The sequence below is a fragment of the Terriglobia bacterium genome, from assembly GCA_020073495.1.
GTDB lineage: Bacteria > Acidobacteriota > Terriglobia > Terriglobales > Acidobacteriaceae > JAIQFD01.
This window is the reverse complement of record JAIQFD010000002.1, coordinates 776,277-800,853: the sequence shown is the minus strand read 5'-3', so window position 1 is coordinate 800,853 and position 24,577 is coordinate 776,277. Positions and strand designations below refer to the sequence as shown.

23 protein-coding genes and 1 pseudogene are annotated in these 24,577 nt (G+C 62.8%); 12 read left to right on the top strand and 12 right to left on the bottom strand.

The window, feature by feature from the left end; translation table 11 throughout:
* Positions 1–253: hypothetical protein (locus LAN37_07410; protein MBZ5647035.1), on the top strand; the 253-nt coding region annotated here is incomplete at its 5' end.
* A gap of 130 nt (positions 254–383) precedes the next feature.
* Here the strand turns inward: LAN37_07410 and LAN37_07405 are convergent.
* Both LAN37_07405 and LAN37_07400 read right to left on the bottom strand, forming a co-directional pair.
* A complete protein-coding gene (locus tag LAN37_07405) occupies positions 384–842 on the bottom strand; it encodes a hypothetical protein (GenBank protein ID MBZ5647034.1) in 459 nt (152 codons plus the stop codon).
* Between the two features lie 584 nt (positions 843–1,426).
* Positions 1,427–1,885, bottom strand: coding sequence for a hypothetical protein (locus LAN37_07400; protein ID MBZ5647033.1), 459 nt, complete (start codon positions 1,883–1,885; stop codon positions 1,427–1,429).
* A gap of 45 nt (positions 1,886–1,930) precedes the next feature.
* Between LAN37_07400 and LAN37_07395 the strand changes: the two genes are divergently transcribed.
* Positions 1,931–2,422 (top strand): hypothetical protein, encoded by a 492-nt coding sequence (locus tag LAN37_07395; GenBank protein ID MBZ5647032.1) that lies wholly within the window; start codon positions 1,931–1,933, stop codon positions 2,420–2,422.
* A gap of 89 nt (positions 2,423–2,511) precedes the next feature.
* A pseudogene (locus LAN37_07390) lies at positions 2,512–2,934 on the top strand (transposase).
* Positions 2,935–3,358: 424 nt separating this feature from the next.
* Here the strand turns inward: LAN37_07390 and groL are convergent.
* Positions 3,359–5,026 carry a chaperonin GroEL gene (gene groL, locus LAN37_07385; protein ID MBZ5647031.1) on the bottom strand — a complete coding sequence of 556 codons (1,668 nt, stop codon included), beginning with the start codon at positions 5,024–5,026 and terminating at the stop codon, positions 3,359–3,361.
* A 104-nt stretch (positions 5,027–5,130) separates the two neighbouring features.
* The gene (locus LAN37_07380) at positions 5,131–5,463 is read right to left on the bottom strand and encodes a co-chaperone GroES (GenBank protein ID MBZ5647030.1); all 333 of its coding nucleotides are present in this window, start codon (positions 5,461–5,463) and stop codon (positions 5,131–5,133) included.
* A gap of 382 nt (positions 5,464–5,845) precedes the next feature.
* Between LAN37_07380 and LAN37_07375 the strand changes: the two genes are divergently transcribed.
* The 6 genes from LAN37_07375 to LAN37_07350 all read left to right on the top strand — a co-directional run bounded on the left by LAN37_07375 (position 5,846) and on the right by LAN37_07350 (position 12,127).
* The gene (locus LAN37_07375; protein MBZ5647029.1) at positions 5,846–7,015 is read left to right on the top strand and encodes a M48 family metalloprotease; all 1,170 of its coding nucleotides are present in this window, start codon (positions 5,846–5,848) and stop codon (positions 7,013–7,015) included.
* A gap of 156 nt (positions 7,016–7,171) precedes the next feature.
* The gene (locus tag LAN37_07370) at positions 7,172–7,537 is read left to right on the top strand and encodes a carboxypeptidase-like regulatory domain-containing protein (GenBank protein ID MBZ5647028.1); all 366 of its coding nucleotides are present in this window, start codon (positions 7,172–7,174) and stop codon (positions 7,535–7,537) included.
* 275 nt (positions 7,538–7,812) lie between these two features.
* Complete coding sequence (locus LAN37_07365; protein MBZ5647027.1) at positions 7,813–9,633, top strand: M20/M25/M40 family metallo-hydrolase; 1,821 nt, start codon at positions 7,813–7,815, stop codon at positions 9,631–9,633.
* 88 nt (positions 9,634–9,721) lie between these two features.
* Entirely contained in the window at positions 9,722–10,762 is a 1,041-nt protein-coding gene (locus LAN37_07360) for a hypothetical protein (GenBank protein MBZ5647026.1), read from the top strand.
* Between the two features lie 231 nt (positions 10,763–10,993).
* Entirely contained in the window at positions 10,994–11,248 is a 255-nt protein-coding gene (locus LAN37_07355; GenBank protein MBZ5647025.1) for a 4Fe-4S binding protein, read from the top strand.
* A 114-nt stretch (positions 11,249–11,362) separates the two neighbouring features.
* Positions 11,363–12,127: a hypothetical protein gene (locus LAN37_07350; GenBank protein ID MBZ5647024.1), complete on the top strand. Its 765-nt coding sequence runs from the start codon at positions 11,363–11,365 to the stop codon at positions 12,125–12,127.
* 109 nt (positions 12,128–12,236) lie between these two features.
* Here LAN37_07350 and LAN37_07345 read toward each other — a convergent pair whose 3' ends face one another.
* Both LAN37_07345 and LAN37_07340 read right to left on the bottom strand, forming a co-directional pair.
* On the bottom strand, positions 12,237–12,941 hold the full coding sequence (locus LAN37_07345) for a pirin family protein (GenBank protein ID MBZ5647023.1): 705 nt from the start codon (positions 12,939–12,941) through the stop codon (positions 12,237–12,239).
* A 44-nt stretch (positions 12,942–12,985) separates the two neighbouring features.
* Positions 12,986–13,438: a MarR family transcriptional regulator gene (locus LAN37_07340; GenBank protein ID MBZ5647022.1), complete on the bottom strand. Its 453-nt coding sequence runs from the start codon at positions 13,436–13,438 to the stop codon at positions 12,986–12,988.
* A 180-nt stretch (positions 13,439–13,618) separates the two neighbouring features.
* Here LAN37_07340 and LAN37_07335 point away from each other — a divergent pair, with 180 nt between their 5' ends.
* Together LAN37_07335 and LAN37_07330 are read left to right on the top strand one after the other, a co-directional pair.
* Positions 13,619–14,350 (top strand): SDR family oxidoreductase, encoded by a 732-nt coding sequence (locus LAN37_07335; protein MBZ5647021.1) that lies wholly within the window; start codon positions 13,619–13,621, stop codon positions 14,348–14,350.
* A gap of 700 nt (positions 14,351–15,050) precedes the next feature.
* Entirely contained in the window at positions 15,051–15,794 is a 744-nt protein-coding gene (locus LAN37_07330; protein ID MBZ5647020.1) for an SIMPL domain-containing protein, read from the top strand.
* Between the two features lie 205 nt (positions 15,795–15,999).
* Here LAN37_07330 and LAN37_07325 read toward each other — a convergent pair whose 3' ends face one another.
* The 4 genes from LAN37_07325 to LAN37_07310 are packed head-to-tail and all read right to left on the bottom strand — an operon-like array spanning position 16,000 to position 20,000.
* On the bottom strand, positions 16,000–17,280 hold the full coding sequence (locus LAN37_07325) for a Glu/Leu/Phe/Val dehydrogenase (GenBank protein MBZ5647019.1): 1,281 nt from the start codon (positions 17,278–17,280) through the stop codon (positions 16,000–16,002).
* 51 nt (positions 17,281–17,331) lie between these two features.
* A complete protein-coding gene (gene nrfD, locus LAN37_07320) occupies positions 17,332–18,534 on the bottom strand; it encodes a polysulfide reductase NrfD (protein MBZ5647018.1) in 1,203 nt (400 codons plus the stop codon).
* Between the two features lie 3 nt (positions 18,535–18,537).
* Complete coding sequence (locus tag LAN37_07315; protein ID MBZ5647017.1) at positions 18,538–19,299, bottom strand: 4Fe-4S dicluster domain-containing protein; 762 nt, start codon at positions 19,297–19,299, stop codon at positions 18,538–18,540.
* A 32-nt stretch (positions 19,300–19,331) separates the two neighbouring features.
* The gene (locus LAN37_07310; protein MBZ5647016.1) at positions 19,332–20,000 is read right to left on the bottom strand and encodes a glycine cleavage system protein H; all 669 of its coding nucleotides are present in this window, start codon (positions 19,998–20,000) and stop codon (positions 19,332–19,334) included.
* Between the two features lie 397 nt (positions 20,001–20,397).
* Here LAN37_07310 and LAN37_07305 point away from each other — a divergent pair, with 397 nt between their 5' ends.
* Positions 20,398–22,068 carry a serine/threonine protein kinase gene (locus LAN37_07305; GenBank protein MBZ5647015.1) on the top strand — a complete coding sequence of 557 codons (1,671 nt, stop codon included), beginning with the start codon at positions 20,398–20,400 and terminating at the stop codon, positions 22,066–22,068.
* A gap of 199 nt (positions 22,069–22,267) precedes the next feature.
* On the opposite strand, the gene LAN37_07300 is transcribed toward LAN37_07305, so the two are convergent.
* Positions 22,268–23,653: a sigma-54 dependent transcriptional regulator gene (locus LAN37_07300; GenBank protein MBZ5647014.1), complete on the bottom strand. Its 1,386-nt coding sequence runs from the start codon at positions 23,651–23,653 to the stop codon at positions 22,268–22,270.
* Positions 23,653–24,573, bottom strand: coding sequence for a hypothetical protein (locus tag LAN37_07295; GenBank protein ID MBZ5647013.1), 921 nt, complete (start codon positions 24,571–24,573; stop codon positions 23,653–23,655). Before LAN37_07295 ends, LAN37_07300 begins: the two co-directional genes overlap by 1 nt.
* Positions 24,574–24,577 lie beyond the last annotated feature (4 nt).

Genomic DNA, 24,577 nt, shown 5'->3' with positions numbered 1-24,577 from the left:
ATTTTCGTTTCGCATAAAGAAGGAACTCGGCTATCGCCGGGAGGTGTGGCAGCAGAGCTTCACGGAGCATCGCATCAAGGACACGGCCGACTACGAGCATCATGCGGAGTACGTCCGGATGAATCCGGTGCGAGCGGGAATCGCGTTGACAGCGGATGGGTATCCGTACTCGTCGGCTGCGCATGTCCTCGATACCGATCCTTGCCCACCGTGGCTAAAGCCACAACCCTCAGGGGCCGGTACGCGGGCCTAAAGGCCCGCTCTTCCACCGAAAAGAAGAAGCCTTGTGCTTCCGCGAGGTTTTGCTAACGACCGCCCTGAGCGAAGTCGAATGGCACCCTACCAATTCCTGCCTTTCCTACCTACCAGCTACTAGCTACCTGCTACTTTCTCTTTCCCGTGAGCACGATAACCAGCAACTCCGCCAGCACATCGCGCTTGTACCCCGGCCGCCCTCGGCCGGCTGTTCTTGTGGTGTCATCCTGAGCGAGGCTCCGCTCTGCGGAGCCGAGTCGAAGGACCCCTACTGGAAATTCCTTAGCCGCGCATCGCTCTCCCCCTATCTCCACTACCACCTTCAGTCCAATCTCCTTTGGCCGCGCCATTCCGTACTCTTCCAGATGGAAGTCCACGCCCCACAGCCGCTCCGCCTCGGCCAGCAACTGCTCAGTCGTCCAGGAATCGTACTTGCGCGCCTCCAACTCCGCCTCGTGCGGAGTCCGCCGACGCGCCCTCTCCCGCCGCTCTTCTCGCTTCTGGTCATCCTCTCGCTGCCTCTTCTCCCGATATTCCCGCTCCAACCTCCGCCACCACACCCACTCCCACATCCTTCCGCCTTTCATCGTCCCTTCACCTCAAACGAATGTCATCCCGAACGCATTTATGCGTGAGAGCCTGCCCTGAGGCAAGCCGAAGGGGACCTGCTTTTTTGACCACCGGTCACTGCCCACTGAAGCGGGCAGCAAAACAAAAGGCGCGCCCTTGAGCGCGCCTCTTAGGTCTTTAGGTTTTCAAATCACCAATTTCAAATCACAAATTGCAAATGAAAACGGGCCTTTCGGCCCGTCTGTACACTTCTTCCTACTTCCAGTATGGCACATCAGGCACCCTGAAAGTACCACCTTCCCCGACGATATATTTGCCGCCGATTCAGGCGCTTAGACCCGGATTGTGAGCGGCGCACGTCTTGACAGGTGACGGGCGTCGCGTCGAGTTGTGACAGTGCCGCTAAGTTCCTCGACGAGATGCTGGTAGCTGAATTCTTCAGTGTCCAAAAGTCCAATTGCATGGCTGTGGATTGTGCCTTCCTTTTCCATGCGCTCGAACCGTTTCTCCAATCGCTCCCTCTGGGCAGTCGTGAGGCGAGCCACTTGAACGTATTGCGAAAATGGGTCGTTCGTTGCGTAGTGGACGATGTATCGCTTTTTCATCTGAGGTTGTCGTCAGTTAACTCGGCGCGAGTACCCGCATAGTTGAGGCACATCCGGCGAAGGTCGAATAGCCCAATGCACTCGCTGGCAGAAACGTCCCATCCGTAGCCGCGCACGATTACGTCTTGCTCCTCCAGAGCCAGAATTCCCTTCTTCGTTTTTTCCGCTTGTTCGGGTGTCAGCACAGCCTCGTGGTGCTGGTCCAAATAGTGACCGCTGGCGGTCGCACGGTAGGTAATCCCGTACAGGTTCTTGCCAGCAAGGAGTTTCTTGTAAATCCGCTTGAGAGCCATGACGTGTTCCGGCCCACCATCTTTGCGTGTCATCTCCGCCGTGGGATATCGAAGTAGTTCGCCAATCGCCGCTAGAGCCACCGATGCTTCTTGTCCTTCCAACTTTATTAGCCTGCCAGGAAGCAGTTCGGCCAAGAATCCATCTGTTGTTTTTGTCGCCATGGAAATCAGCTTAGTGCAGAACGATCTTGATCTAAAGAGATCGCCATGTTATTGATCGCGAGATCAATGCCGGACCATGTAGCTAATCGCGGTCGTGAGAAACGTGGGCTCGAGATTCTGGCGAAGTCCATTCCGGGTTTCTACAGACCGAATTCCGCAGAGAAAGACCGCCTCCTCGAGTTGTTAGGGGTAAGCAGAAGTTTCAAACAGGCGTTCGACGCGATTCGGCTGCACGTGCCTAAGTTTTACGACGTTCGCTCTGCGAAGGACTTCGACCTCATTGAAACAAAGACAACCGATAAGTGCCTTCCGAAGTTGCCGCAGGGGTTCTTTTTCGGGATGACAGAGAACGAGGAAATGTTGTTGCGGGTGCTGGAAGGGAAGTATTTCCTGTGCCTCGTGTCCTTGCACAAGGACTCTGCGCCCCACTGCCTCGTGAGTTGGAAAGAACTTAAGGCCTTGAGTCAGACGAAGCGGATTCAGTACCAAATCAATATCCGTACGCCCACGACGAGCGCCGCAGCGGGCCGGGGCTAAAGCTTAAGCGTGCTCTCTTTAGCGGTGGAAGAGCGGGCCTTTAGGCCCGCGTCAAGGTCTAGAATGAATCCGGCCTTCAGGCCCGGTCCATGAAACCTCCTGCGCCACAAGAACAGCGAACCTTCTTTGTTACGACAAATTGTTACCAGCGTCAGCCGCTCTTTGGCGTCGACGAGAGCGCGCGCCTGCTGATGGACGTTTTGCGTGAGAGCCAGGGCAAAGGGCGCTTTCTTTTGCATGAGTTTGTCATCATGCGGGACCACGTTCACGTCTTGCTCACTCCCGCGCCGGACATCTCCCTGGAAAAGGCCGTTCAATTCATCAAAGGCGGATTTTCGTTTCGCATAAAGAAGGAACTCGGCTATCGCCGGGAGGTGTGGCAGCAGAGCTTCACGGAGCATCGCATCAAGGACACGGCCGACTACGAGCATCATGCGGAGTACGTCCGGATGAATCCGGTGCGAGCGGGAATCGCGTTGACAGCGGATGGGTATCCGTACTCGTCGGCTGCGCATGTCCTCGATACCGATCCTTGCCCACCGTGGCTAAAGCCACAATCCACAGGCATCGGTACGCGGGCCTGAAGGCCCGCTCTTCCACCGAAAAGAAGGGCCCGGCTTGCGCCGGGCCTTTGAGCTTGGCCCGCTCGAGGGCGAGCGGGCTACAAGTGAGACAGCCGAGGGCGCCTGTCCCACACGTGCTTCTCTAGTGCGCTCCGTGTCGCCGTGGTGGGTTTTCAGATAAAGCAGGTCCCTCGGGCTTAAAAAGCCCTCGGGATGACACTAGGGGTTCGCAATCAGAGAAAAAGCCCCGCGTTTCCGCGGGGCTTGGTTCTCGTAGAGATCCTTCGACTCGGGCTTGCGCCCTGGCTCAGGATGACGGCGGCGGGCTCTCGTTCGCGAGCCAGGCTCGCTCACTCACGCCCGCCAGGCGCCGTCAGTACATCCCTTCCATGCCGTGGCCGTGGCCGCCGGGCATCGGAGCTTCCCTCTTTTCCGGGATCTCCGAGACCAGGGCTTCGGTCGTCAGCATCAGGGCTGCGATCGAGCTGGCGTTCTGCAGAGCGGTGCGGGTGACCTTGGTGGGGTCGATGACGCCGGCCTTGACCAGGTCCTCGAACCCGCCAGTCTGCGCGTTGTAGCCGAAGTTCGGGTTGTTGTTCTCGCGCACCTTGCCCACCACGATGGCGCCTTCTTCGCCGGCGTTGCCGACGATCTGGCGCAGGGGCTCTTCCAGCGCGCGCTTGACGATGTCGGCGCCGATCTTCTCCTCAGCGTCCAGCGACTTCGCCAGCTTGTCCACCGCCGGGATGCAGCGCGCCAGGGCGACTCCGCCGCCAGGCACGATGCCTTCTTCGACCGCCGCGCGGGTAGCATGCATCGCATCCTCGACGCGCGCCTTCTTCTCCTTCATCTCGGTCTCGGTGGCCGCGCCGACCTTGATCACCGCCACGCCGCCCACGAGTTTCGCCAGGCGCTCCTGGAGCTTCTCACGGTCGTAGTCGCTGGTGGTCTTGTCGATCTGGCCGCGGATCTCCTTCACCCGGCCCTCGATGTCACTGGATTTGCCCTTGCCTTCGACGATGGTGGTGTTGTCCTTGTCGATGGTGATCTTCTTGGCCCGGCCCAGGTCCTGGAGCTGGATGTTCTCGATCTTGATGCCCAGGTCCTCGGTGATGGCCTTGCCACCGGTGATGATGGCGATGTCCTGGAGCATGGCCTTGCGGCGGTCGCCGAAGCCCGGCGCCTTGACGGCCACGGTCGCCAGCGTGCCACGCAGCTTGTTGACCACCAGGGTGGCCAGCGCCTCGCCCTCCACGTCTTCCGCCACGATCAGCAGCGGCTTGCCCGACTTGGCGATCTGCTCCAGCAGCGGCAGCAGGTCCTTCATCGAGCTGATCTTCTTTTCGTAGATCAGGATGTAGGCGTCCTCGATGACCGCTTCCATGCGCTCCGGATCGGTGACGAAGTAGGGCGACAGGTAGCCGCGGTCGAACTGCATGCCCTCGACCACTTCCAACTGGGTCTCCATGGTCTTGGACTCTTCCACGGTGATGACCCCGTCCTTGCCCACCTTCTTCATGGCTTCTGCGATGATGCGGCCGATGGTCTCGTCGTTGTTGGCCGAGATGGTGCCCACCTGGGCGATCATCTCGCCGGTGACCGGCTTGGAGAACTCGTCGAGCGCGCCCTTGCCGCGGTTGCCTTCCTTATCCAGCTTGCCGTTGACCACGGCGATGGCCTTCTCGATGCCGCGCTTCAGCGCCATGGGATTGGCCCCGGCCGCGACCGTCTTCACGCCTTCGCGGTAGATGGCCTGCGCCAGCACGGTGGCGGTGGTGGTGCCGTCGCCGGCCACGTCGGAGGTCTTGGACGCGACCTCGCGTACCATCTGCGCCCCCATGTTCTCCAATGGATCTTTCAGTTCGATCTCCTTGGCCACGGTGACCCCGTCCTTGGTGATGGTCGGGGAGCCGAACTTCTTTTCGATGACCACGTTGCGCCCCTTGGGGCCCAGCGTGACCTTGACGGCGTCCGCCAGTATGTTTACGCCGCGGAGGATCGCCTGCCGGCTCTCCTCCCCTTGAATGATTTGCTTCGCCATAGCTTCCTCTCTCCTTCAAATCTCGTTAGAAAATCCAAACTTGTGTCATCCCGAACGGCTGGTAGCCTTGGGCTTCAGCCCAAGGTATCCGTGAGGGACCTGCTCTAACGCTTTGCCCCGACCTTTTCCGCCGGCTTGCTCGCGCCGGACAGGATGCCGAGCACTTCTTCTTCGCGGATGATCAGGAACTCCTCGTTGTCGATCTTGATCTCGGTGCCGGCGTACTTGCCGAACAGGATGCGGTCGCCTGCTTTCACATCGAGCGGGCGGACCTTGCCTTCCTCGTTGATCTTGCCTTTGCCCACGGAGATCACCTCGCCCTCCTGCGGCTTCTCTTTGGCCGTGTCGGGGATGATGATGCCGCCGCGGACCGTTTCGCCCTCCTCGATGCGCCGTAACAGGATGCGGTCGTGCAGGGGAGTCAACTTCGTAGCCATTCGCCTACTCCTTTCGTAATTGTGTCTATCGTATTGTTCTTCAATGTGTTCCGGACGGATCGTCCGATGAAAACCAGGCCTTGCAACCCCTTGAATAGTCAGCCGGGAGCGGACTATTAGCACTCCGGCCTAACGAGTGCTAATTCTAAGGACACGGTTGGCGGTTGTCAAGGAGGTGGGGGAGGGGGAGGGCAAGGAAGAGGGCGGGGAGAGGTTGCGGGGGAAATCTCGAAGCATTGAAGGGTAAAGATGCGGGGCGAGAGGTTCTGGTCTAAGTTTGTCAGAAGAGAGTTGCCAATCCACGGCATCGGGAGCAGGATGGGGCTTCTGTGCCCTGGGCCTGGAGTGGGGAACGGCCATGATTTTCCGGAATAAGACGGGGATGAGAGTCGCTGGGATGGCGCTGGCGGTGGTGGTGTGGGTGGCTCCGGGGTGGGGGCAGAACGTCACCGGGACGGATGGGGCGGCGGCGCCTTCCACCAGCAAGGCCGCGGAGCCAGCCAAGCAAGTCGCCGACAAGTACGACGTGGGCAAGATCGGGAACCGGAACGTCGGCGGCGGGGTGAACTTCTACTCGCTGGAACGGGAAGTCGCTCTGGGTCGGCAACTGGCGGCCCAGGTGGACCAGTACTCGAAGTTCGTCACCGATCCGGAAGTGACGGAATATGTGAACCGGATCGGGCAGAACATCGTGCGCAACTCGGATGCAAAGGTTCCGTTCACCATCAAGGTGATCGACGACGACACGGTGAACGCGTTCGCGCTGCCGGGGGGCTTCTTCTACGTGGACTCGGGACTGATCCTGGCGGCGGACAACGAAGCCGAGCTGGCCGGGGTGATGGCGCACGAGATTGCGCACGTGGCGGCGCGGCACGCAACCCGGAATGCGACCAAAGGCGAGATCCTGAACCTGGCGTCAATCCCGCTGATCTTCGTGGGCGGGGCGGCGGGATATGCGGTGCGGTCGGTAGCCGGACTGGCGGTGCCGCTCAGCTTCCTGAAATTCAGCCGGAGCGCGGAGCGCGAGGCGGACCTGCTGGGGCTGGAGTACCAGTACGCGTCGGGATATGACCCGGAGGCGTTCGTGCAGTTCTTCGAGAGGCTGGAAGCGAATGAAAAGAAGAAGCACGGCTTCCTGGCCAGGACGTTCTCGACGCATCCGATGACGGCAGCGCGGGTGAAGGCGGCGCAGGAAGAAATCGCGAAATATCTGCCGGACCGTCCGCAATACGTGGTGACGACCAGCGAGTTCGACGAAGTGAAGGCGCGGCTGTCGGGGATCATCAATGCGCACCGCATCAACAACGGGAACGAGGCGCGACCGACGCTGCGGCAGCGGCCGGGCTCCGAGAAGGTGGACACGGCCCAGACGGACACCGCCGGCAGCAGCGGAGACAAAAGCGGCAGCGACGACGACCAGCGTCCGACACTGAAGCGGCGGTCGGGATCGGATGCGTCGGGAACGACTCGTCCGCAGACGGATACGGGCAGCAACGCTCCGACCAGCAGTGACGATGAGCAGCGGCCGACGCTGAAACGGGCGCCGCAGTAGTCGGCGCCGGCATCGCCCCACTGGCGTGGGGCTCGCTTCGAGACGCGGGCTGTAGATCCTCACGCTCATCCCTACGGGATCTCGCTCAGGATGACAAATGAAAGCGGGCGCGACGAGAGTCGCGCCCGTTGTGTTTACACGAGCTACAATCAGGCCATGCGGAAAACGGGAGTCAGTATTTTCTTAGTGGCGTTGCTGGCCATAGCGGCGGGGGCGGAAGAAAAGACGTCGAACCTGAAGTTCGTGGTGCTGAAGCAGCACAACGGGAAGCCGGTACGAAGCGCGAGCGTGATCCTGCACACGGTGGACAAGAAAGGCAAGCAGGGCAAGGGCGGATTGCAAACCAAGACCGACAGCGAGGGGCGGGCGATGATCCCGTCGATCCCGTACGGGAAGATGCGGGTGCAGGTGATCGCGCATGGGTTTCAGACCTTCGGCGAGGATTACGAGGTCAACCAGCCGGAGCAGGAGTTCGTGATCAAGCTTAAGATGCCGCAGGAGCAGTACACGATCTACAAGTAGCTAGTAGCTGGTAGTTGGTAGGCAGAGGCCGCGACTGAGGTCGCGGCTTTCTTGCGGGCATAGGGGTCCTTCGACTCGGCTGCGCAGGGCGCAGCCTCGCTCAGGATGACGCCAGTAAACACCTCCCCTTCCGTGCGTGAGCAGATCGCTTTGACTTCGACCAGCGGGGAACCTAGGATGGCGGGTTGCCCGAGGAAGTCATGGCCCTCATAGCTGGTCGTTGGTCTTTGGTCGCAAGTCCCTGGCCTGAAAGAGCCGGAAACGGGGAGCGGCGGATGGCATTGCGGCCCCGTCGCCCGCGCATCGTCCGCCTGGTCATTCCACTCATTCTTCTTCTGCTGTCGGCCGCGTGGGCGGGGGAGCAGGCAAGCCCCAAACGCTACATCGAAGACGTGAAGGTGCTGACCGAGGCGAAGATGGAAGGGCGGGGCGACGGGACGAAGGGACTGTCGCGCGCGGCCAAGTACATCGAGAAGGAATTCAAGCGGCTGGGGCTGGAACCGGCGGGGGTGGACGGCAGCTATCGGCAGCCCTTCACGGTCACGACGGGCGCGAAGCTCAAGGGCAAGAACCACCTGGTGGTGAAAGAGAACGGAAAGGAATGGCCGCTCAAGCTGGAGCAGGATTACATCCCGCTGAGCTTCTCGTCGGTGGGGACGGTGAGCGGGCCGCTGGTGTTCGCGGGCTACGGGGCGTCGGCGGACGAGTTCGGCTACGACGATTACATGCACTTCGACGTGAAGGACAGGATCGTGGTGGTGCTGCGCTACGAGCCGACGCTGTTCGGGCAGAAGAGCGGGGGGCAGGGCAAGACGCAGCACTCGCACCTGATCACCAAGGCAATCAACGCCAAGATGCACGGCGCCAAGGCGGTGCTGCTGGTGAACGGCAAACTCGATCCCAAGGAAGAAGACGCGCTGGTGCGCTTCGGCAGCCTGGCCGGGCCGGAGGATGCCGGCATCCCCATCGTGCAGGTAAAGAACGCGGCCGCGGACGAGTGGTTCAAGGCGGCGGGGAAGTCGCTGAGCGAAGTGCAGGGGGCGATCGACAAGGACGGCAAGCCGCAGTCGTTCGCGTTTCCCCCCGGCGTGCAGGCGACGCTGGCGGTGGACATCGAGCGCACGCACGCGACGGTGAACAATATCCTGGCCTACCTGCCGGGGAAGACGGACGAGTACGTGATCCTGGGGGCGCACTACGACCACCTGGGGTACGGGAACGCAAGCTCGCTGGCGCCGTCGCAGGTCGGGAAGCTGCATCCGGGGGCGGATGACAATGCGTCGGGCACGGCGGGCGTGCTGGAGCTGGCAAGATTGCTGGCGCCGCAGAAAGGGAAGCTGGAGCGCGGCGTGATGTTCATGTCGTTCGCAGGAGAAGAGATCGGGCTGCTGGGATCCGCAGACTGGGTGAAGGAGCCGACACGCCCGCTGGAAAAAGCGGTCGCGATGATCAACCTGGACATGATCGGGCGGCCGAAGAACCTGAAGATCTACGTGGGCGGAGTGGGCACCGGGTCCACGTTCCGGCCGCTGGTGGAGAAAGCGGCGAAGGACCAGGGGCTGACGGCGGAGATCTCGCAGGGCGGATACGCGGCCAGCGATCACACGTCGTTCCTGCCCAAGAGGATCCCGGTTCTGTTCGTGTTTTCGGGGCTGCACTCGGACTATCACAAGCCGTCGGACACGTGGGAGAAGATCGACAGCGAGGCGGCTGCGAAGGTCGTGGACATGGTCGAGGAGATCGCGACCGGAGTGGACAACGCGGCAGAGCGGCCGCAGTTCGTGAAGGTGGAGATGGAGTCGGCGCCGATGGGCGGGGGCGCGGGCGGCTATGGGCCGTGGTTCGGGTCGGTGCCGGATTTCGGCGAGACCGCGAACGGAGTGAAATTCGCCGACGTGACGCCGGGGTCGCCGGCGGCCAAGGCGGGATTCAAGGCGGGCGACATCCTGGTGCAGTTCGGCGAGATGCCGATCAAGAACCTCTACGATTTCACCTTTGCACTGCGCAAGCACAAGATCGGAGACGAAGTGGAGGTCACGGTGCTGCGGGAGGGGCAGCCGGTGAAGGCGAAAGTCACGCTGGCGCAGAGAAAGTAATCGCCGGGATCGCCGACATCGCCGGGAACGCCGCCATCGCCGGGAACGCCGCCATCGAACGAAATCTCACCACAAAGGACACGAAGGAATGCGAACCTGGATCATCGTGGTTGCAATCATTGCGTTCTGCGCCGAGATATCAGCGCAGCAAAATAAGCTCACAACGCCCGAGGAAGAGAAGCACCTGAAGAACGTCAAGCAGTTGACGTTCGGCGGGGAGAATGCGGAAGCGTATTTCTCGGCGGACAACAAGTGGCTGATCTTCCAGCACGCGGGCGAAGGCGTGCCCTGCGATCGCATCTACATCATGCCAGCTCGCGGCGGGACGCCGAAGCAGGTGAGCGACGGCAAGGGCAAGACCACGTGCTCGTACTTCTTCCCTCAGGGCGACCGGGTGCTGTTCTCGTCCACGGAGGCGGCGGGAGCGGAGTGTCCGGCGCGGCCGGAATATTCGCACGGATACGTGTGGCCGATCTACAGCAGCTATGACATCTACACCGCGAAGCGCAATGGAAGCGACCTGAAGCGGCTGACCGATTCGCCGGGCTACGACGCGGAGGCCACGATCACGCGCGACGGCAAGCACATCGTCTTCACCTCGACGCGCGACGGCGACCTCGACATCTACACCATGGATGCGGACGGCAAACACGTGAAGCGGCTGACCAACGAACTGGGGTACGACGGCGGGCCGTTCTGGTCGGCGGACGGAAAGAAGATCGTGTACCGGGCGCAGCGGCCGCGAAACGCGCTGGAGGCCGAGGAGTACAAACTGCTGCTCAAAGAGGGGCTGATCAAGCCGGGGAACCTGGAGATCTGGGTGATGAAAGCGGATGGCTCGGGAAAACACCAGGTCACGCACAACGGGGCGTCGAACTTCGCGCCGTTCTGGCATCCGGACGGGAAGCGGATCATCTTCGCGTCGAACATGGCCAAGCCGGACAGCATGGAATTCGACCTGTACCTGATCAAGGAAGACGGCAACGGGCTGGAGCGGGTGACCTATCATCCTGCGTTCGACGGGTTTCCCATGTTCAGCTCGGACGGGAAGAAGCTGGTGTGGTCGTCGAACCGGAACCAGTCGAGGCCCCACGAGACGAACATCTTCATCGCGGATTGGAAGGAGTAGAGATCGGGGGATCCGGGGATCGCCGGGATCGCCGAGATCGCCGGGGTCAAGAAGAGGGTCAACACAAAGGGCACAAAGGTCCGCGAAGGAAGGCACGAAGGGAGCCGGACGCTCACGCTGCGATATGTCGGACCTCACAAATTGACGTGACGGGCGTCACCGAGCAAGGTCCGGGCGGACGCTACCGTAGGAATGGCTTCACCCGAAACCCATCTTACGGAGTCAGCTTTCATGGCCTACGTCATCACCGATGGTTGTATCAAGGACTCGCTGTGCGTAAACGCGTGTCCGGTCGACTGTATCCACCCCAAAGAGGACGAACCGAAGTTCGCGGAAGCGACACAGTTGTACGTGGACCCGGCGACCTGCATCGATTGCGGCGCGTGCGTGGGGGTCTGCACTTCGGATTCGATCTTTGCCCTCGACGATGTGCCGGAAGACAAGAAGCAGTTCATCGAGGTCAACGCCCAGTTCTACGCCGCCTAGGCGCCGGCGTCCGCAGCCTCAAGTCAAGACAGGGAGACGTGTCTGCGTCTCCCTTTTTCATTCCGGGCAAAGGCAGCGGGGCGGGTACAATCTGGCGGAGGAAAATCAGGCGCGATGGCTGCCCCCACCCCATTGGCGTTGGATCTGGCGCTGATCTCGGCGGCGTTGCTTGGATTCCGCCACGGCTTCGATCACGACCACGTCGCGGCCATCACCGACATCGCCAGCGTGGAGAAGAGCCCGCGGCAGGCGATGAAGATGGGCCTGCTCTATGCCGCCGGGCACGCGGCGACGGTGGCGGCGCTGGGGACCGCGGTCATCCTGTTGCAGAAGTCCTTGCCGGCGGGGATGGACGCGTGGATGGAGCGCGTGGTCGGGGTGACGCTGCTGGCGCTCGGCTTCTACGTCCTGTGGACCGCAATCGTCCCGCGAGCCGGGCATGCGCATGCGCCGCGGACCAGGATCGTGCTGCTGGTGAACGCGGTGTTGTGGGCAGCGTGGCGCGTGCGCAAGGCATTCAGGAGAGCTCCGGTGGAGCGGTACGGACTTTTTCGTGACGGGATCGGGAAAGCGCCGGCCTTCGCGGTGGGGGTGATCCACGGCCTGGGCGCGGAGACACCCAGCCAGATCCTTCTCTTCCTGCTGGCGGTCAACCTGGGCGGCATGGCCAAGGGCCTGCTCGGCCTGGGCACCTTCATCGTGGGGATGATTGCGATGAATACGCTGATATGCGCGGTGGCGGCCGGGGTGGTCAAGGTGTCGGCGCAGCGGCCGCGGGCCTTCCAGTGGATGACCGGCCTGGCGGCGGCGTATTCGATCGTGGTCGGGGCAATCTTCCTGCTGGGGCCGACAGCGGTGTTCGCAGTCGTGGGGCGATAACTTCCTTTCCGCGGATGGACGCGGATCCGTGCAAATCAGGCAAAGAAAAAGGACGGGCGAGAGCGCCCGTCATAAATCGCCGAGACCGCCGAGATCGCCGGGAATGTAGTCAAGCAAGGTCGAAGACAAGTACCTCAGCGGGGTGAGGTTCCGCGCCGATGAGATGGAGAGCGGACTCATCGCTGACGGAGGCGCCGTCGCCGGCGTTCAGCGTCTTTCCGTTAAGTGTGACCGAACCGCGCGCGACCTGAACCCAGGCGTGGCGTCCGGGCGCGATCTGGTGGCGGACGGAGGCGCCGGTGTCGAGCACGGCGGCGTAGATGCTGGCGTCCTGGTGGATGGTGACAGAGCCGTCGCGGCCGTCGCGCGAGGCCACCAGGCGCAGGCGATTGCGCTTGTCGTCCTGAGAGAACGTCTTCTGCTCGTAGCTGGGTTCGAGCTCCTTCTTCTCGGGAAAGATCCAGATCTGAAGCAGGTGGACAAGCTCCTGTTTGGAATGGTTGTACTCACTGTGCAGGACGCCGGTGCCGGCGCTCATGCGCTGGACGTCGCCGGGGCGGATGGTGGAGCCGGTGCCCATGCTGTCCTTGTGGGAGAGCGCGCCCTCGAGCACGTAGGTGACGATCTCCATGTCGCGGTGCGGGTGCGTGCCGAAGCCGTAGCCGGGCTGCACAAAGTCTTCGTTGATGACGCGCAGGGCTCGGAACTGGTGGTGCGCCGGATCGTGGTAGTCGGCAAAGGAAAACGTATGCCAGGTGTTCAGCCAGCCATGGTCGAAATGGCCGCGTTCGCCAGCAGGACGGATGGTGATCATGTTCGCCTCCCGAAGGATATAGATGCTTTAACGTTGAAATAGATTCAGGGGCGCTTTTGGGCGAGGCCCAGCTTGCGGCAGAGGGCCGCCAGGGTCGCCTGTTGGGCGGGGCTGAGGGCGGAGAGGGCGCGGGTGATCTCCCGAGCGTGGGCGGGGAACAGGCCGGCGATGAGTTTCTTCCCCCGGGGCGTGAGGGAGACGCGCACGAAGCGGCGGTCGGTGGCGTCCGGGCAGCGGGAGGCCAGGCCGCGCTTTTCCAGGTTGTCCACCACCATGGTCAGGTTGCCGCTGGTCTTAAGGATCTTGCGGGCAAGGTCGGAGAGGAACAGCGGGCCCAAATGGTGGAGGGCCTCAAGAACGCCGAACTGGCTGACGGTGAGGCCGGCGGCATCGAGGCGGCGGTTGACGTGTGCAGTGACGCTCTCGGCGGCACGCAGCAGCTTGACGTAGGCGTCCAGCGCACGCTTCTCCTGCGGTCGTCCCTTGTAGTGGCCCATCGGTTCAATCTTAAAGCATCGGAAGAAAAAGACTCACCACAAAGAACGAGTCAACGAAGATCGCCGGGACCGCCGACATCGCCGGGATCGCCGAGAGTGCAAAGCCGACCACCAGAAGAGGACACCAGGGAGAGGGAGGAACGGGCACAGAGGAGAGGCCTCCATTTACAATCGGCGGGCATGGCTGGACTGAAGGGCAAGACGGTGCTGGTGACGGGGGCGGCGCGGCGCATCGGGCGGGAGATCGCGCTGGAAGCGGCGCGCGCAGGGGCGAATGTCGCCATCACGTACCTGGGTTCCGAGCGGGATGCGCGGCGGACGCTGGCGGAGGTCGGTGCGGCGGGGGCGCAGGGCCTGTCGGTGCGCTGCGATGTCCGCGAGCCCAAGAGCGTGATTGCAGCGGTGCGCGCGGTGGTGCGCGAGTTCCGCGGCATCGACGTGCTGGTGAACAATGCGGCGGTGTACGAAACGGCGCGGTTCGAGGAGATCACGGTCCAGCAGTGGGACAACATCTTCGCCACCAATGCGCGCGGGGCGTTCCTGGTGAGCCGGGCGGCGCTCGAGACGGTGCGCGAGCGGCGAGGAAGGATCGTTAATCTGGGGTCGCTAGGCGGCCTGCAGCCGTGGGCGACGCACGCGCACTATTGCGCGTCCAAGGCGGCGCTGATCATGCTGACGCAGGTGATGGCCAAGGCGCTGGCGCCAGAGGTCGCGGTGAACTGCGTGGCGCCCGGGATGATCGACATGGACGAGGGCGACAAGGCGTTTTTCCGCAGGCTGGCCAGGAAGACTCCAATGCGACGCAGCGGCGAAGCGGGGGAAGTGGCCGCGGCGGTCATGTTCTTCGCCACGGCGCCGCGGTTCATCACCGGGCAGACGCTGGCGGTGGACGGGGGATTAGGGCTGGGGTAGGCGTTCTCCGGCGGGAACCCACAGCGGCTTTGGAAATAGAGGTCCTTCGACTCGGTGCGCGAAACCCCGGCGCACCTCGCTCAGGATGACACCCGTTCTACCCGTGCAGCCGCCCTTGGCTGGCGGTAGGGGATGGAAGCGGAGGCCGAGACCGAGTTATGGGTTGGCCTTGGATTCCGTCGCGGGTGCGAGTGCCCGTTCGTCCTGCTGGTCATAGTGACTGTGCAGACCCGCAGCGATCTCCTGTTCACTGACGCGTTTGCGACAGTGATAGCAAATGATCACCGGTTTCATCTTCCACCCCCACCATGTCATGCGCGGATGATGGATCGAATCCCGGACCGCTTCAAGATAACGAGGGGCACCAGGAGCATGGTTACTATGGGGTCCAGAAGGTAATCGAGGGGAAGCGAACGGGGCGGAAGACCCGCCGGCGGATCGAGCCAGGTCGCCGGAATGACCGTGGAGGCCGAAGTGGCTTCGCGCGGTCTGCGATTGCGTGATTGCGCTTGCGACCGTTGCAGATCCGCAGGGTGATTTTCCACCCCGATCTACGAGCGCAGCATAGCGCGTAGCGCGGGAACCGCAAGATAACGGCGGTCACACCCATGGTTACCAGAAGTTTCCCGATCCGGCTCATCGGATTTCTGGCTGCTAGAATCATGAACTCTCTGAAGGGCAGTTTGAACCGGAGGCGCCTATGCCAGGCAGACAGTTCAGCACGCTTGTTCTGGGGATACTCTTACTTTGCACTGCAGCGGTGTTCGCTCAAGTCCAGCAGATTCCACCAAGCATTTCGGTCAGCGGCCAGGCGGATGTGCGGGTGATACCGGATGAAGTAGTTCTGACACTGGGAGTCCAAACCGCCGACAAGGTTCTCAAAACCGCGAAAGCGGCCAACGACAAGATCATCAAAGAGGCGACAGCCGTTTGCAGACGACACGGAGTCGAACCGCAACATATCCAGACCGATTACCTGCAAATCGAACCGCACTATCGAGACGAGGAAGTCACCGGCCAGTTGCTGGGATACGTCGTGCGACGTTCGATCGTGGTGCGCTTGAAGAACATAAGCCAGTTCGAAGGTTTGCTGTCAGACGTACTGGACGCCGGAGTAAACCATGTCCACGGAATCGATTTCCGTACGACGGAAATGCGCAAGTATCGGGACCAGGCGCGCACGCTGGCGATCAAAGCCGCCAAAGAGAAGGCGGACGCACTGGCCACCGACGCCGGACGGACAGTAGGGAAAGTGCTGACCATCAGTGAAGGCGGACAAGGCTGGTGGTCAGGGTATGGGGCGTGGTGGGGAAGCCGCGGCGGATACATGTCCCAAAACGTGATCCAGAATTCCGGTCCGGGGCCTTCACCGGAAAGCGGCAACCTGGCTCCGGGGCAGATTTCGGTGAGCGCGAGTGTTTCCATGACATTTGCCCTGGAGTAGGAGGCATATCTGTACTCGGGAATTTTCAACATCGCTGTGGAAAATTATGTGGAAAACTCGGACTTTAATTACGAAATGCCGCGTAAGTTCGGGCGGTTCTACAGGTTGCACACGTAGAGGTGCGGATTGCGGCGAGCAAAATGCTGAGGCCGAAATCAAGAAAAGGGGCGGGTCGGAGACCCGCCCCGCGCAACCATCGTTGCTGTCAGTGCCGTAAGCGGAGGGCCGAGGCCACGCGTTCCACGGCGAGCAGGTGGGCAGCACGGCGCAGGGAGATATGCTCGCGTGCCGCGGCATCGTGCACCGCGAGATAGGCTTTCTGGATGCAATCCTTGATGTGCGCCTCGACTTCTCCGTTCAGGCGGCAGACGCCGCGCTGGTTCCGCGACCACTCGACCACAGAGGCCAGCAGGCGGGTGGAATTGGCAAGAATGTCGGGGACCACCAGCACATCGCGATCCTCGAAGATGTGATCGGCCGCCGGGGTAATGGTCTCCTTGACGGCCTCCACCACTACGCCGGCGCGGACTTTGCCGGCGTTGGCGGAGGTGAGCTGGTGCTCCGCGGCGGCGGCAAGCAGCAGGTCGCAGGGCGCCTCGAGAACGTCCTCGTTGGCGACCGTGGAGGCGCCGGGGAAGCCGAACATGATGTGGTTGGTCTCGACGTAAGATTGGAGTCCCTCGACGTCCAGACCGCGCTCGTTGTACAGGCCGCCGGAGATGTCGGCGATGCCGACGATGCGAGCGCCGGCAGCGTGCAGGAGGCGGGCGGCCGCAGCGCCGATCTTGCCGAAGCCCTGCACGGCGATGGTCGACTCGCGCAGGTGGCGGCCTCGCTCCACCAGCACTCGCTCGAGCAAGAGGAAGAGGCTGCGAGCGACCAGCGCATCGTATCCGGGCAGTCCCCAGAGCCCCTCGGGTTTGCCGGTCACGACACCGGCTTCGATGTGTCCAGCGGCGCGGATGAAGCCGTCGAACATCCAGGCGGCGGTCTGGGGGTTGCTGCCGATGCCGGGCGCCAGGACGTCGGTCATGGGCCCAGCGATACCGCGCAGGGCATAGACGTACTCCTTGGTGACGTCGCGCAGCTCGCGCTCGCTGAGCTTCTGCGGATCGCAGACCACGGCGCCGGCGCTGCCACCGAACGGCAAATCAAATAGCGCGCACTCCCAGGTGGTGGTCATGGCGGCAGCCCGAACCTGGTTGAGGTGGACGTCGGGAGCAAAACGCACGCCCCCGAGGGTCGGCCCCTGCCAGGTGCAGTGCTGGACGCGGTAGCCGGTGATGGTCAGAGCCTGGCCGGCGTCGGAGACCAGGGGCAGATTGACCGAGAGCTCGCGCTCGGGATGGCGCAGGCGCTCGACGATCCAATCCTCAAGATCGAGTGCGCGTGCAGCCGTCTCGAAGTGCAAGGTGGCCTGGACGAATGGATCGAAGGATTCTTCTTCCGCTGCGATGTGCGCGGGGAGCAGCTCGTTGGAGATCATGGTGAACCTCCCCGGGGGCCCGGTGACGCGGGCCCCCGAACCAGTAGTCGGTCAGTCTGCGGCCCCAGCCTGTGGCATATAGGCGCGAGGCTGTGGGTAGCGGAAGTGCGGGAGCTCGCGCGGCGGCTCGCTCCGCGGGAAGATCTTCAGGTGGAGGACCGCCAAGCGGAACGCCAAGACCGCGGCCGTAGCCAGCATGATGGTCACCGCCATTTCCGGCCACTTGGGCACGTAGTGGGCCTGCGTAGCCCGCTCCAGCGAGGTGATAGAGACATTGATACGATGAACCATGAAGCCGGCGACCGTGACCGCGCTCGCCCAATACAACCCGATGGGCGCCTGCCGCACACGCCGCAGGTTGAACAGCACCAGCGGCGCGGCGATGAACAGTGCAATCTCCAGCCAGAAGTATGCGGTTTCTTCCACCGGCCGGAACATGTAGGGGAGCGCATTCTGCTTGGCCAGATCGGCGAAGCGGAACAGCGCGAAGATCACGAGAATGGGGGTGATCATCCGGCTGAGCTCATCCAGGATGCGCAGATCGATGCGCACATGCAGCGAGCGTACGCAGAGATACAGCGCCATGATGATCATGGCCATGCCGGCGGGGATGGCGGACATATAGAAGAGCGTCGTCTGGTAGTTGCTGTACCAGAGGGGATACATCTTGCCCTTGAAGATGATGAACAGCCCGCCCAGGAAGGACTGGTGTAGGGAGGAGAGCAGCACGCCGACCAGCACCAGTGCGATGAGGATGCGATGCTGCCAGGCCAGGTACCACTCGCGAACCGGCTTCCAGGGGATCTTCTCTGCCAGGGCGGGGGAGAACTCCAGCGCCAGCACGGTGGTGTAGAGCATGATGCACCAGACCACTTCGAAGAGCACCGAGTTACGGTTCCACATGACGATGGGATGCCAGAAATTCCAGGGCAGACCCAGCTCCCAGGCGTATCCCAGGCACACCGACAGGTAGCCAAGGAAGGCGATCATGACGGCCGCCCGCAGGATGGGGCGGTAGCGCTCCATGCCCAGCAGGTACACCGCGCCGGCGATGGCGAAGCCGCCGGCAGAAAGTCCGACACCGCAGAGCGTCGCCACGCCGACCCAGATGCCCCAGGGCTGCGCGTTCGACATGTTGGTGGCCACCGCGAAGCCTTTGACGAAGCGGAGATAGGTGGCCCAGATGCCGGCGGCGAAGATGATGCCGACCAGCACTCGCCACAACGTGATCTTGTCTGCAATCTTGTGCGACATGGCTCAGCTCCTTTCCTCGTTGGACTCGGTCGCGCGGCTTTCGGCCAGCGCCACCTCGCGCTTGCGCTGGGTGAACCAGTAGAGGCCGGAGAGCAGGGATCCGCCCACCAGGACGACCGTGGGCACTTCACCCAGGGCGGCCGCGCTCAAAGTGGGCAGCGGTTGCATCATGGGCGCGGTCACGAAGCCCAGCGCTTCGAAAGGCACATCGGAGATGTAGAAGACCGAAGTGCCGCCCACTTCCATCTCGCCGTAGATCTTGCGCACGTAGGCGGGGTTCTCGGCGATACGCTTGTGCGCCTCGGCCAGCAGTTCTTCACGGTCCCCGAAGATGGTCGCCCCGACGGGACAGACCTCAGCGCAGGCGGTGGGCTTGCCGGCGAGTACACGCTCGGCGCACATGTCGCACTTGGTGACGTAGGGCGCCAGCTTGCTCCACTCGTACTTGGGGACCTCGAAGGGGCAGGCGATCATGCAATAGCGGCAGCCGATGCACTTACCGCCGGCGTAACGCACCGCGCCCTGAGCCGTTTTCGTCAACGCGCCGACGGGACACGCCGAGACGCAGGCCGGGTTCTCGCAATGCATGCACTGCCGGCGGACAAACTTTCCGCCACGCTCCTGCACCACGGTGAGGGCCGTGGCCGAGAGCGCGGTCTCGTGCTCTGGCGGGAAGCCGTGGATCTCCTTGCACTTCTGCTCGCAGGCCTGGCAGCCGATGCACTTGGTGATGTCGATCAGCAACGCGTTCGATCTGGTTTCCATGGTCATGCCTCCTCATGCGTTCTGGCCGAGCCCTAGGTCAGGAAGAATTCCCTGACGATGCGGCGCTGGAGATCGGCGTCCACCTTCTTCAGTAAACCGGCGACCGGTTGCCCGCCATCCTGCATGACGGCGGCGCTCTGGGCCGTCATCGAAGCCAGACGGCTGAGAGTGCTCTGCATCCAGGGAGCGACCATCGGTCCCTGCACCAGGTTCTTCAGATTGGTGTTGATCTCGGGCGACTTGATGACGCAGATCCAGCCTTCCTTGTAGGGGTCCTTCAGCGCCAACTCGGGGTCCTTGAGGACACTGTTGTTGACCGAGATGAGCACCCCCTCGACGGGGGAAAGCATGTCCACGGTCTGGCCGTCAAAGGTGACGCTCCAGAGCTTCTGGCCCTGGCGGACCCAGCGGTTCAGGGCAGCGACCTCGATGCGCTCCGCCTTGCCGAACAGGTTGGCGGCAAAGCCGTCGAGGCCGATGCGCGCGTTCTGGTGGCCTTCGTCGATGGCCCAGGTATGACCAGGATGGAAGAAGTAGCCGCGCGGAAGGTCGAAACCCATCTCGCGGGTCATGACCGGCTGGGCGGGCGTGGCCGTGGCCAACACCGTCTTCGCTGCCAGCACCCGCTCATCCCTGCCCCTGATGAAGTAGGTGATCACCATGATCAGCAAGAATGTGAGCAGTACGAACAGAATCGACATATGCGCCTCCAAACTCCACTCGTAAACAGTGCACGTTGGGGCGCACTCCGAATGTGGTGGAGGGAAAGGAGTTACGAGAGGTCAGGAGGGCAGACTCTGGATTGTGATTAGCGTTTTGCTAGGGGGCGCTGCATTTTGCAGGAGCGCGGAAAGCAGTCGCCATGGGCTCGACCGGCTTGGCTTGCTCGAAATCACGGATCTCCGCGGGAAGATACGAGGCGTCGATGTCGCCCTCCGGAGCGAGGATCATGGCGCCGGAAGTGCCTTCGCCTTGACCAGTGATGGTTCAGGCGGCATAATCTCGCGCGCACCCGCGGTTGTTCCTCCGGCCTCATCTTGTCGCGCGTCCCGCGGCGACTGAGGCCCGGTCAAGTTCCACTCCACAGGAGTTCCGGCAATGAGCGATTCAGAGACCAAACGGCTGGGCGATTACGAGATCCTTGACGAATTGGGCGCCGGCGGCATGGGCCGCGTGTACCGCGTGCGAAACGTCCTTACCGACCGCGTTGAAGCCATGAAGGTACTGTTGCCCAACCTGCAAGGCCATGAAGAAGTGGCGGCCCGCTTCCTGCGCGAGATCAAGGTGCTGGCTGCGCTCAACCATCCGAATATCGCCGCTCTGCGCACTGCGCTGACCATCGAGAACCAGCTGGTCATGGTGATGGAGTATGTCGAGGGCGAGTCGCTGTCGTCGCGGCTCAACATCGGCGCGATCCCGGTCGGGGAGGCGCTGAAGTACCTGGACCAGGTGCTGGACGCGCTCAGCTATGCGCACCGGCACCATGTGATCCACCGCGACATCAAGCCCGCGAACATGATGCTCACCAGGCAGGGTGTGGTGAAGTTGATGGACTTCGGCATCGCGCACACCGAAGGCGAGGCCAAGAAGCTCACCGCTACCGGCTCGACGCTCGGCTCGATCAGCTACATGTCTCCGGAACAGGTGAAGGGCGAAGCCACGGACGAGCGCTCCGATCTTTATTCATTGGGGATCTCGCTCTACGAGATGGTGACGGGGAAGAGGCCATTCGATGAAGGCAGCAGCTTCTCGATCATGGCGGCGCACGTCAACCAGGCGCCGAGGCCACCGGTCGAGTTGCATCCGGGCCTGCCGGCGACGGTGAATGACCTGATCCTGACTTCGATCGCCAAGCTGCCGAGCGAGCGCTTCCAGACTGCGGACGCATTCCGTAATGCGGTGCGGCAGGCGCGGGCGTCCGTCCCCGCGGACGACCGGACGATCCTGCAAGGCTCGGCCAGCAACACATCGGCCGATGCGCCGACTGTGTCGCGTCTTGGCGCCGCGGCGAACGACAGGACGGTGGTGCAAGGCTCGACCAACGACACAGTTGACGCGTCAATGGCGCCTACCGCGTCGCACGCCGCAATCCCGAGCATGCCGGCGCCTCTTCCTCCCGCCTATCGGCAGGCATACGCAGCGGCTCCCACCCCTGCGCCACCGCGGGCGGCCTCTCCCCAATCCGCAGCAGCGCCGGCACAAGCTCCGCCCGCAGCGGCCAGCCACCGCGGGTTGTACATGGCGCTTGGTGGGTTGCTGGTGGTCGTGGCCCTGATCGGCGCCGGACTCTATATGCCTGGGCACAAGAAGGCGTCGGCATCCGATGCGGTGGAAGCGCCCAAGGTCATGCAGCAAACTGCGGCGCCGACTCCGGCGCCGGCTGCCACACCGGTCGCCGCGCCTGAACCGACACCGGACGCTAAGGCCCTCGCCCACGCCAAAGCGCAACGGCTCGCGCAAGAGAAGGCCGCCGCTGATGCCGCCGCTGCCGCCGAGCGAAAGGCGCAACTCGACCAGGTCGAGCACCAAATCGATCAACTGACCGGCCGGGCCGGGGCGGTGAATGCTAGCCTCAACACCATGCAGCGTCAGCAGGCCGCCGCTGGGTACGGGCTGCGCGGCGATATGGCTTCCGCGCAAACCAGGCTGAACGTCAATCTGCAGAAAGCCCAGAGCGCTATCCAAGCCGAAGATCTGGACCGCGCCAAACGATATGCGGCGCAGTCCGAAGCCGATCTCGAGGTGCTGGAGAAGTTTCTGGGCAGATGACTAGCGCCGACGGTTGTGCCCTCCACCCTTCGCGTCCAAAAGCGGGGCGCCCATCGGCTCCGCTCAGGGCAGGCTCCGGATGGGGCACCCACATTTGCCTTGCTCCCGGATAGCTCAGTTCTATGTTCTGCGCGAATAGGTGGGCCACCCGCCAACGGTTCGGAAATTGCCGCTTGTCACCGTCCTCCTGACTGATTCGTCAGTTGTCCGAGTGCGTGCGTTTCAGGCGGCGGAGCAGGGAAGTGGGGTGGATGCCGAGGATGCGCGCGGCCTGGGTCTTGTTGTTGCCGCTGGCGCTGAGCACCTCGTGGATGTACCGGTCTTCCAGTTCATCCAAGCTGAGGAACTGATGCCCGGTGGGAGAAACCTCGATGCTGGTCATGGGGGCTTCGGGCGGCTTGGCTTGCTCGTAATCGCGGATCTCTTCCGGAAGGTAGGCCACGTCAATGTCGCCTTCGGGCGACAGGATCATGGTGCGCTCGATGACGTTGCGCAGCTCGCGGATGTTTCCCGGCCAAGGATAGCGGCCGAGACTTTCAGCGGCGGCGGGGGTCAGGCCGGTAAAGTTCTTCTTTAAGTCCCGGTTGTAACGCTGCATCAGGTCAAGGGCGAGGGGGACGATGTCTTCCTTGCGCTCGCGCAGCGGATGGATGTGAACCGGGACCACCGCAAGGCGGTAGTAGAGGTCTTCGCGGAACTTGCCGGCGGCGATCAATGCCTTGAGGTTCTGGTTGGTGGCAGCGATGATGCGCACATCCACGGTGATGACGCGGGTGCCGCCCAAACGCATGAAGGTGCCTTCCTCGAGCATGCGCAGCAACTTGGCCTGCACGTTGAGCGACATGTCACCGATCTCGTCGAGAAAGAGAGTGCCGTGGTGAGCGCGCTCGATGAGGCCTTCCTTGCGGTGGCGGGCGTCGGTGAAGGCCCCGGGCTCGTAGCCGAACAGCTCGCTCTCGAGCAGGGTGTCGGGCAAGGCGGCGCAGTTGAGCTCGATGAGCGGCATGGCGGCGCGGGGGCTGTGATAGTGGATGGCCTTGGCCAGCACTTCCTTGCCGGTGCCGCTCTCGCCCTGGATAAGGATGGTGGTGCGGTCGGAGTCGGCGGCCTTGCGGCAGACCTCCAGCATCTCGTGGACCAGGGGGTTCTGGGTCACGACGCGGCCGAAGTCATAGCGTCCCTTGGCGTTCTGCACGGTCTCGGTGACGCGGACGCGAAGCGCGAGCATCTCGGTGGCGCGGCGTACGGTGTTCACCATGTCGGCCAGATGGAAGGGTTTGACCAGGAAGTCGTAGGCGCCGAGCTTCATGGCTTCGACCGCGCGATCCACCTGGTGATAGGCGCTCATCATGATGGCGATGGTAGTCGGCGACTGCTGCTTGATCTCGCGCAGGACCTCGACCCCGTCGATGCCGGGCAGGACGACGTCGAGCAGGACCAGGCTGGGATGGTCCTGGGCGAACATCTCCAGCGCCTGCTCGCCGCTGGTGGCCAGCTGCGCCTCGAAGCCTTCCTCGTGCAGGGCGCGGCTGATGGTGCGCAGGGTGAGCGCCTCATCGTCGACGACCAGGATCGAGTACGCCATTACGTCACCACCTCTTCGAACTCGGGCGCGGGACGTCCCACCTGCCGGATGGGCAGGGTGATGCGCACCGAAGTGCCCTGGTTGGGGATGCTCTCGATCCGCAGATCGCCCTTGTGGCTGCGGACGTAAGACTGGCTGATGCTGAGCCCGAGGCCGGTGCCTTTGCCGCGCTTGGTGGTGAAGAAAGGCTCGGTCACACGCGGCAGTATGTCGGCGGGGATGCCGCACCCGGTGTCGGAGACGACGATCTCGATCTCCTCCGCAAACTTGACCTTGCGCGCAGTGACGCAGATGCGGCCGCCTTCGTCCGTCGCCTGGCCGGCGTTGAGCAACAGGTTCATGAGCACCTGGGAGAGCTGGTTGGCGTCGGCGGAGACCTGCGGCAGGTCGGCGGGGATGTCCCTGGCCAGCTCGATGCCATGGAACAGCGGCTGGTAGCGGAGGAAGGCAAAGGTGTCCCCGACCAGGCGATCGAGATTGATCTTGCTGATGAGCAGCGGGCCGGGGCGGGCGTAGTTCAGCAGGCCATGGATGGTGGCGGAGATGCGCTTGGCGCCCTCGATGCATTGCTGGATCTCTTCGCGCAGCTCCTCGTCTTTGGCGGCGCGCAGCTCGAGTTCCAGGTGGGAGAAGATGCCGAGCAGGGGATTGTTGATCTCGTGAGCGGCGCCCATGGCGAGCTGGGCCAGGGCCGCGTACTTCTCGTACTCGGCGAGCTGCGCCTGGAACTGGGTCTTCTCGCGGGCGAGCTCGCGTTCTTCATTGAGGCGATGCGCCAGCTCCTCCTGGGCCAGGTCGCGCTCCTGCTCGCGCTGCTGGGCTAGTTCGAGGGCTTTGCCCAGCTCCTTCGTGGTCCTTTGGTACCGCTTCCGGGTGATCCACCACGCCAGAAGAGCAACGAGGAGGCCAACTGTCGTCATCAAA

Coding starts and splice junctions, on each gene's coding strand:
- LAN37_07395 (MBZ5647032.1), top strand. CDS start 1,931: ATGTTATTGATCGCGAGATCAATGCCGGACCATGTAGCTAATCGCGGT.
- LAN37_07315 (MBZ5647017.1), bottom strand. CDS start 19,299: ATGGAAACCAGATCGAACGCGTTGCTGATCGACATCACCAAGTGCATC.
- LAN37_07370 (MBZ5647028.1), top strand. CDS start 7,172: ATGCGGAAAACGGGAGTCAGTATTTTCTTAGTGGCGTTGCTGGCCATA.
- LAN37_07355 (MBZ5647025.1), top strand. CDS start 10,994: ATGGCCTACGTCATCACCGATGGTTGTATCAAGGACTCGCTGTGCGTA.
- LAN37_07365 (MBZ5647027.1), top strand. CDS start 7,813: ATGGCATTGCGGCCCCGTCGCCCGCGCATCGTCCGCCTGGTCATTCCA.
- LAN37_07340 (MBZ5647022.1), bottom strand. CDS start 13,438: ATGGGCCACTACAAGGGACGACCGCAGGAGAAGCGTGCGCTGGACGCC.
- LAN37_07350 (MBZ5647024.1), top strand. CDS start 11,363: ATGGCTGCCCCCACCCCATTGGCGTTGGATCTGGCGCTGATCTCGGCG.
- LAN37_07400 (MBZ5647033.1), bottom strand. CDS start 1,885: ATGGCGACAAAAACAACAGATGGATTCTTGGCCGAACTGCTTCCTGGC.
- LAN37_07335 (MBZ5647021.1), top strand. CDS start 13,619: ATGGCTGGACTGAAGGGCAAGACGGTGCTGGTGACGGGGGCGGCGCGG.
- LAN37_07305 (MBZ5647015.1), top strand. CDS start 20,398: ATGAGCGATTCAGAGACCAAACGGCTGGGCGATTACGAGATCCTTGAC.
- LAN37_07360 (MBZ5647026.1), top strand. CDS start 9,722: ATGCGAACCTGGATCATCGTGGTTGCAATCATTGCGTTCTGCGCCGAG.
- nrfD (MBZ5647018.1), bottom strand. CDS start 18,534: ATGTCGCACAAGATTGCAGACAAGATCACGTTGTGGCGAGTGCTGGTC.
- LAN37_07405 (MBZ5647034.1), bottom strand. CDS start 842: ATGAAAGGCGGAAGGATGTGGGAGTGGGTGTGGTGGCGGAGGTTGGAG.
- LAN37_07380 (MBZ5647030.1), bottom strand. CDS start 5,463: ATGGCTACGAAGTTGACTCCCCTGCACGACCGCATCCTGTTACGGCGC.
- LAN37_07300 (MBZ5647014.1), bottom strand. CDS start 23,653: ATGGCGTACTCGATCCTGGTCGTCGACGATGAGGCGCTCACCCTGCGC.
- LAN37_07325 (MBZ5647019.1), bottom strand. CDS start 17,280: ATGATCTCCAACGAGCTGCTCCCCGCGCACATCGCAGCGGAAGAAGAA.
- LAN37_07330 (MBZ5647020.1), top strand. CDS start 15,051: ATGCCAGGCAGACAGTTCAGCACGCTTGTTCTGGGGATACTCTTACTT.
- LAN37_07295 (MBZ5647013.1), bottom strand. CDS start 24,573: ATGACGACAGTTGGCCTCCTCGTTGCTCTTCTGGCGTGGTGGATCACC.
- LAN37_07345 (MBZ5647023.1), bottom strand. CDS start 12,941: ATGATCACCATCCGTCCTGCTGGCGAACGCGGCCATTTCGACCATGGC.
- groL (MBZ5647031.1), bottom strand. CDS start 5,026: ATGGCGAAGCAAATCATTCAAGGGGAGGAGAGCCGGCAGGCGATCCTC.
- LAN37_07375 (MBZ5647029.1), top strand. CDS start 5,846: ATGAGAGTCGCTGGGATGGCGCTGGCGGTGGTGGTGTGGGTGGCTCCG.
- LAN37_07310 (MBZ5647016.1), bottom strand. CDS start 20,000: ATGTCGATTCTGTTCGTACTGCTCACATTCTTGCTGATCATGGTGATC.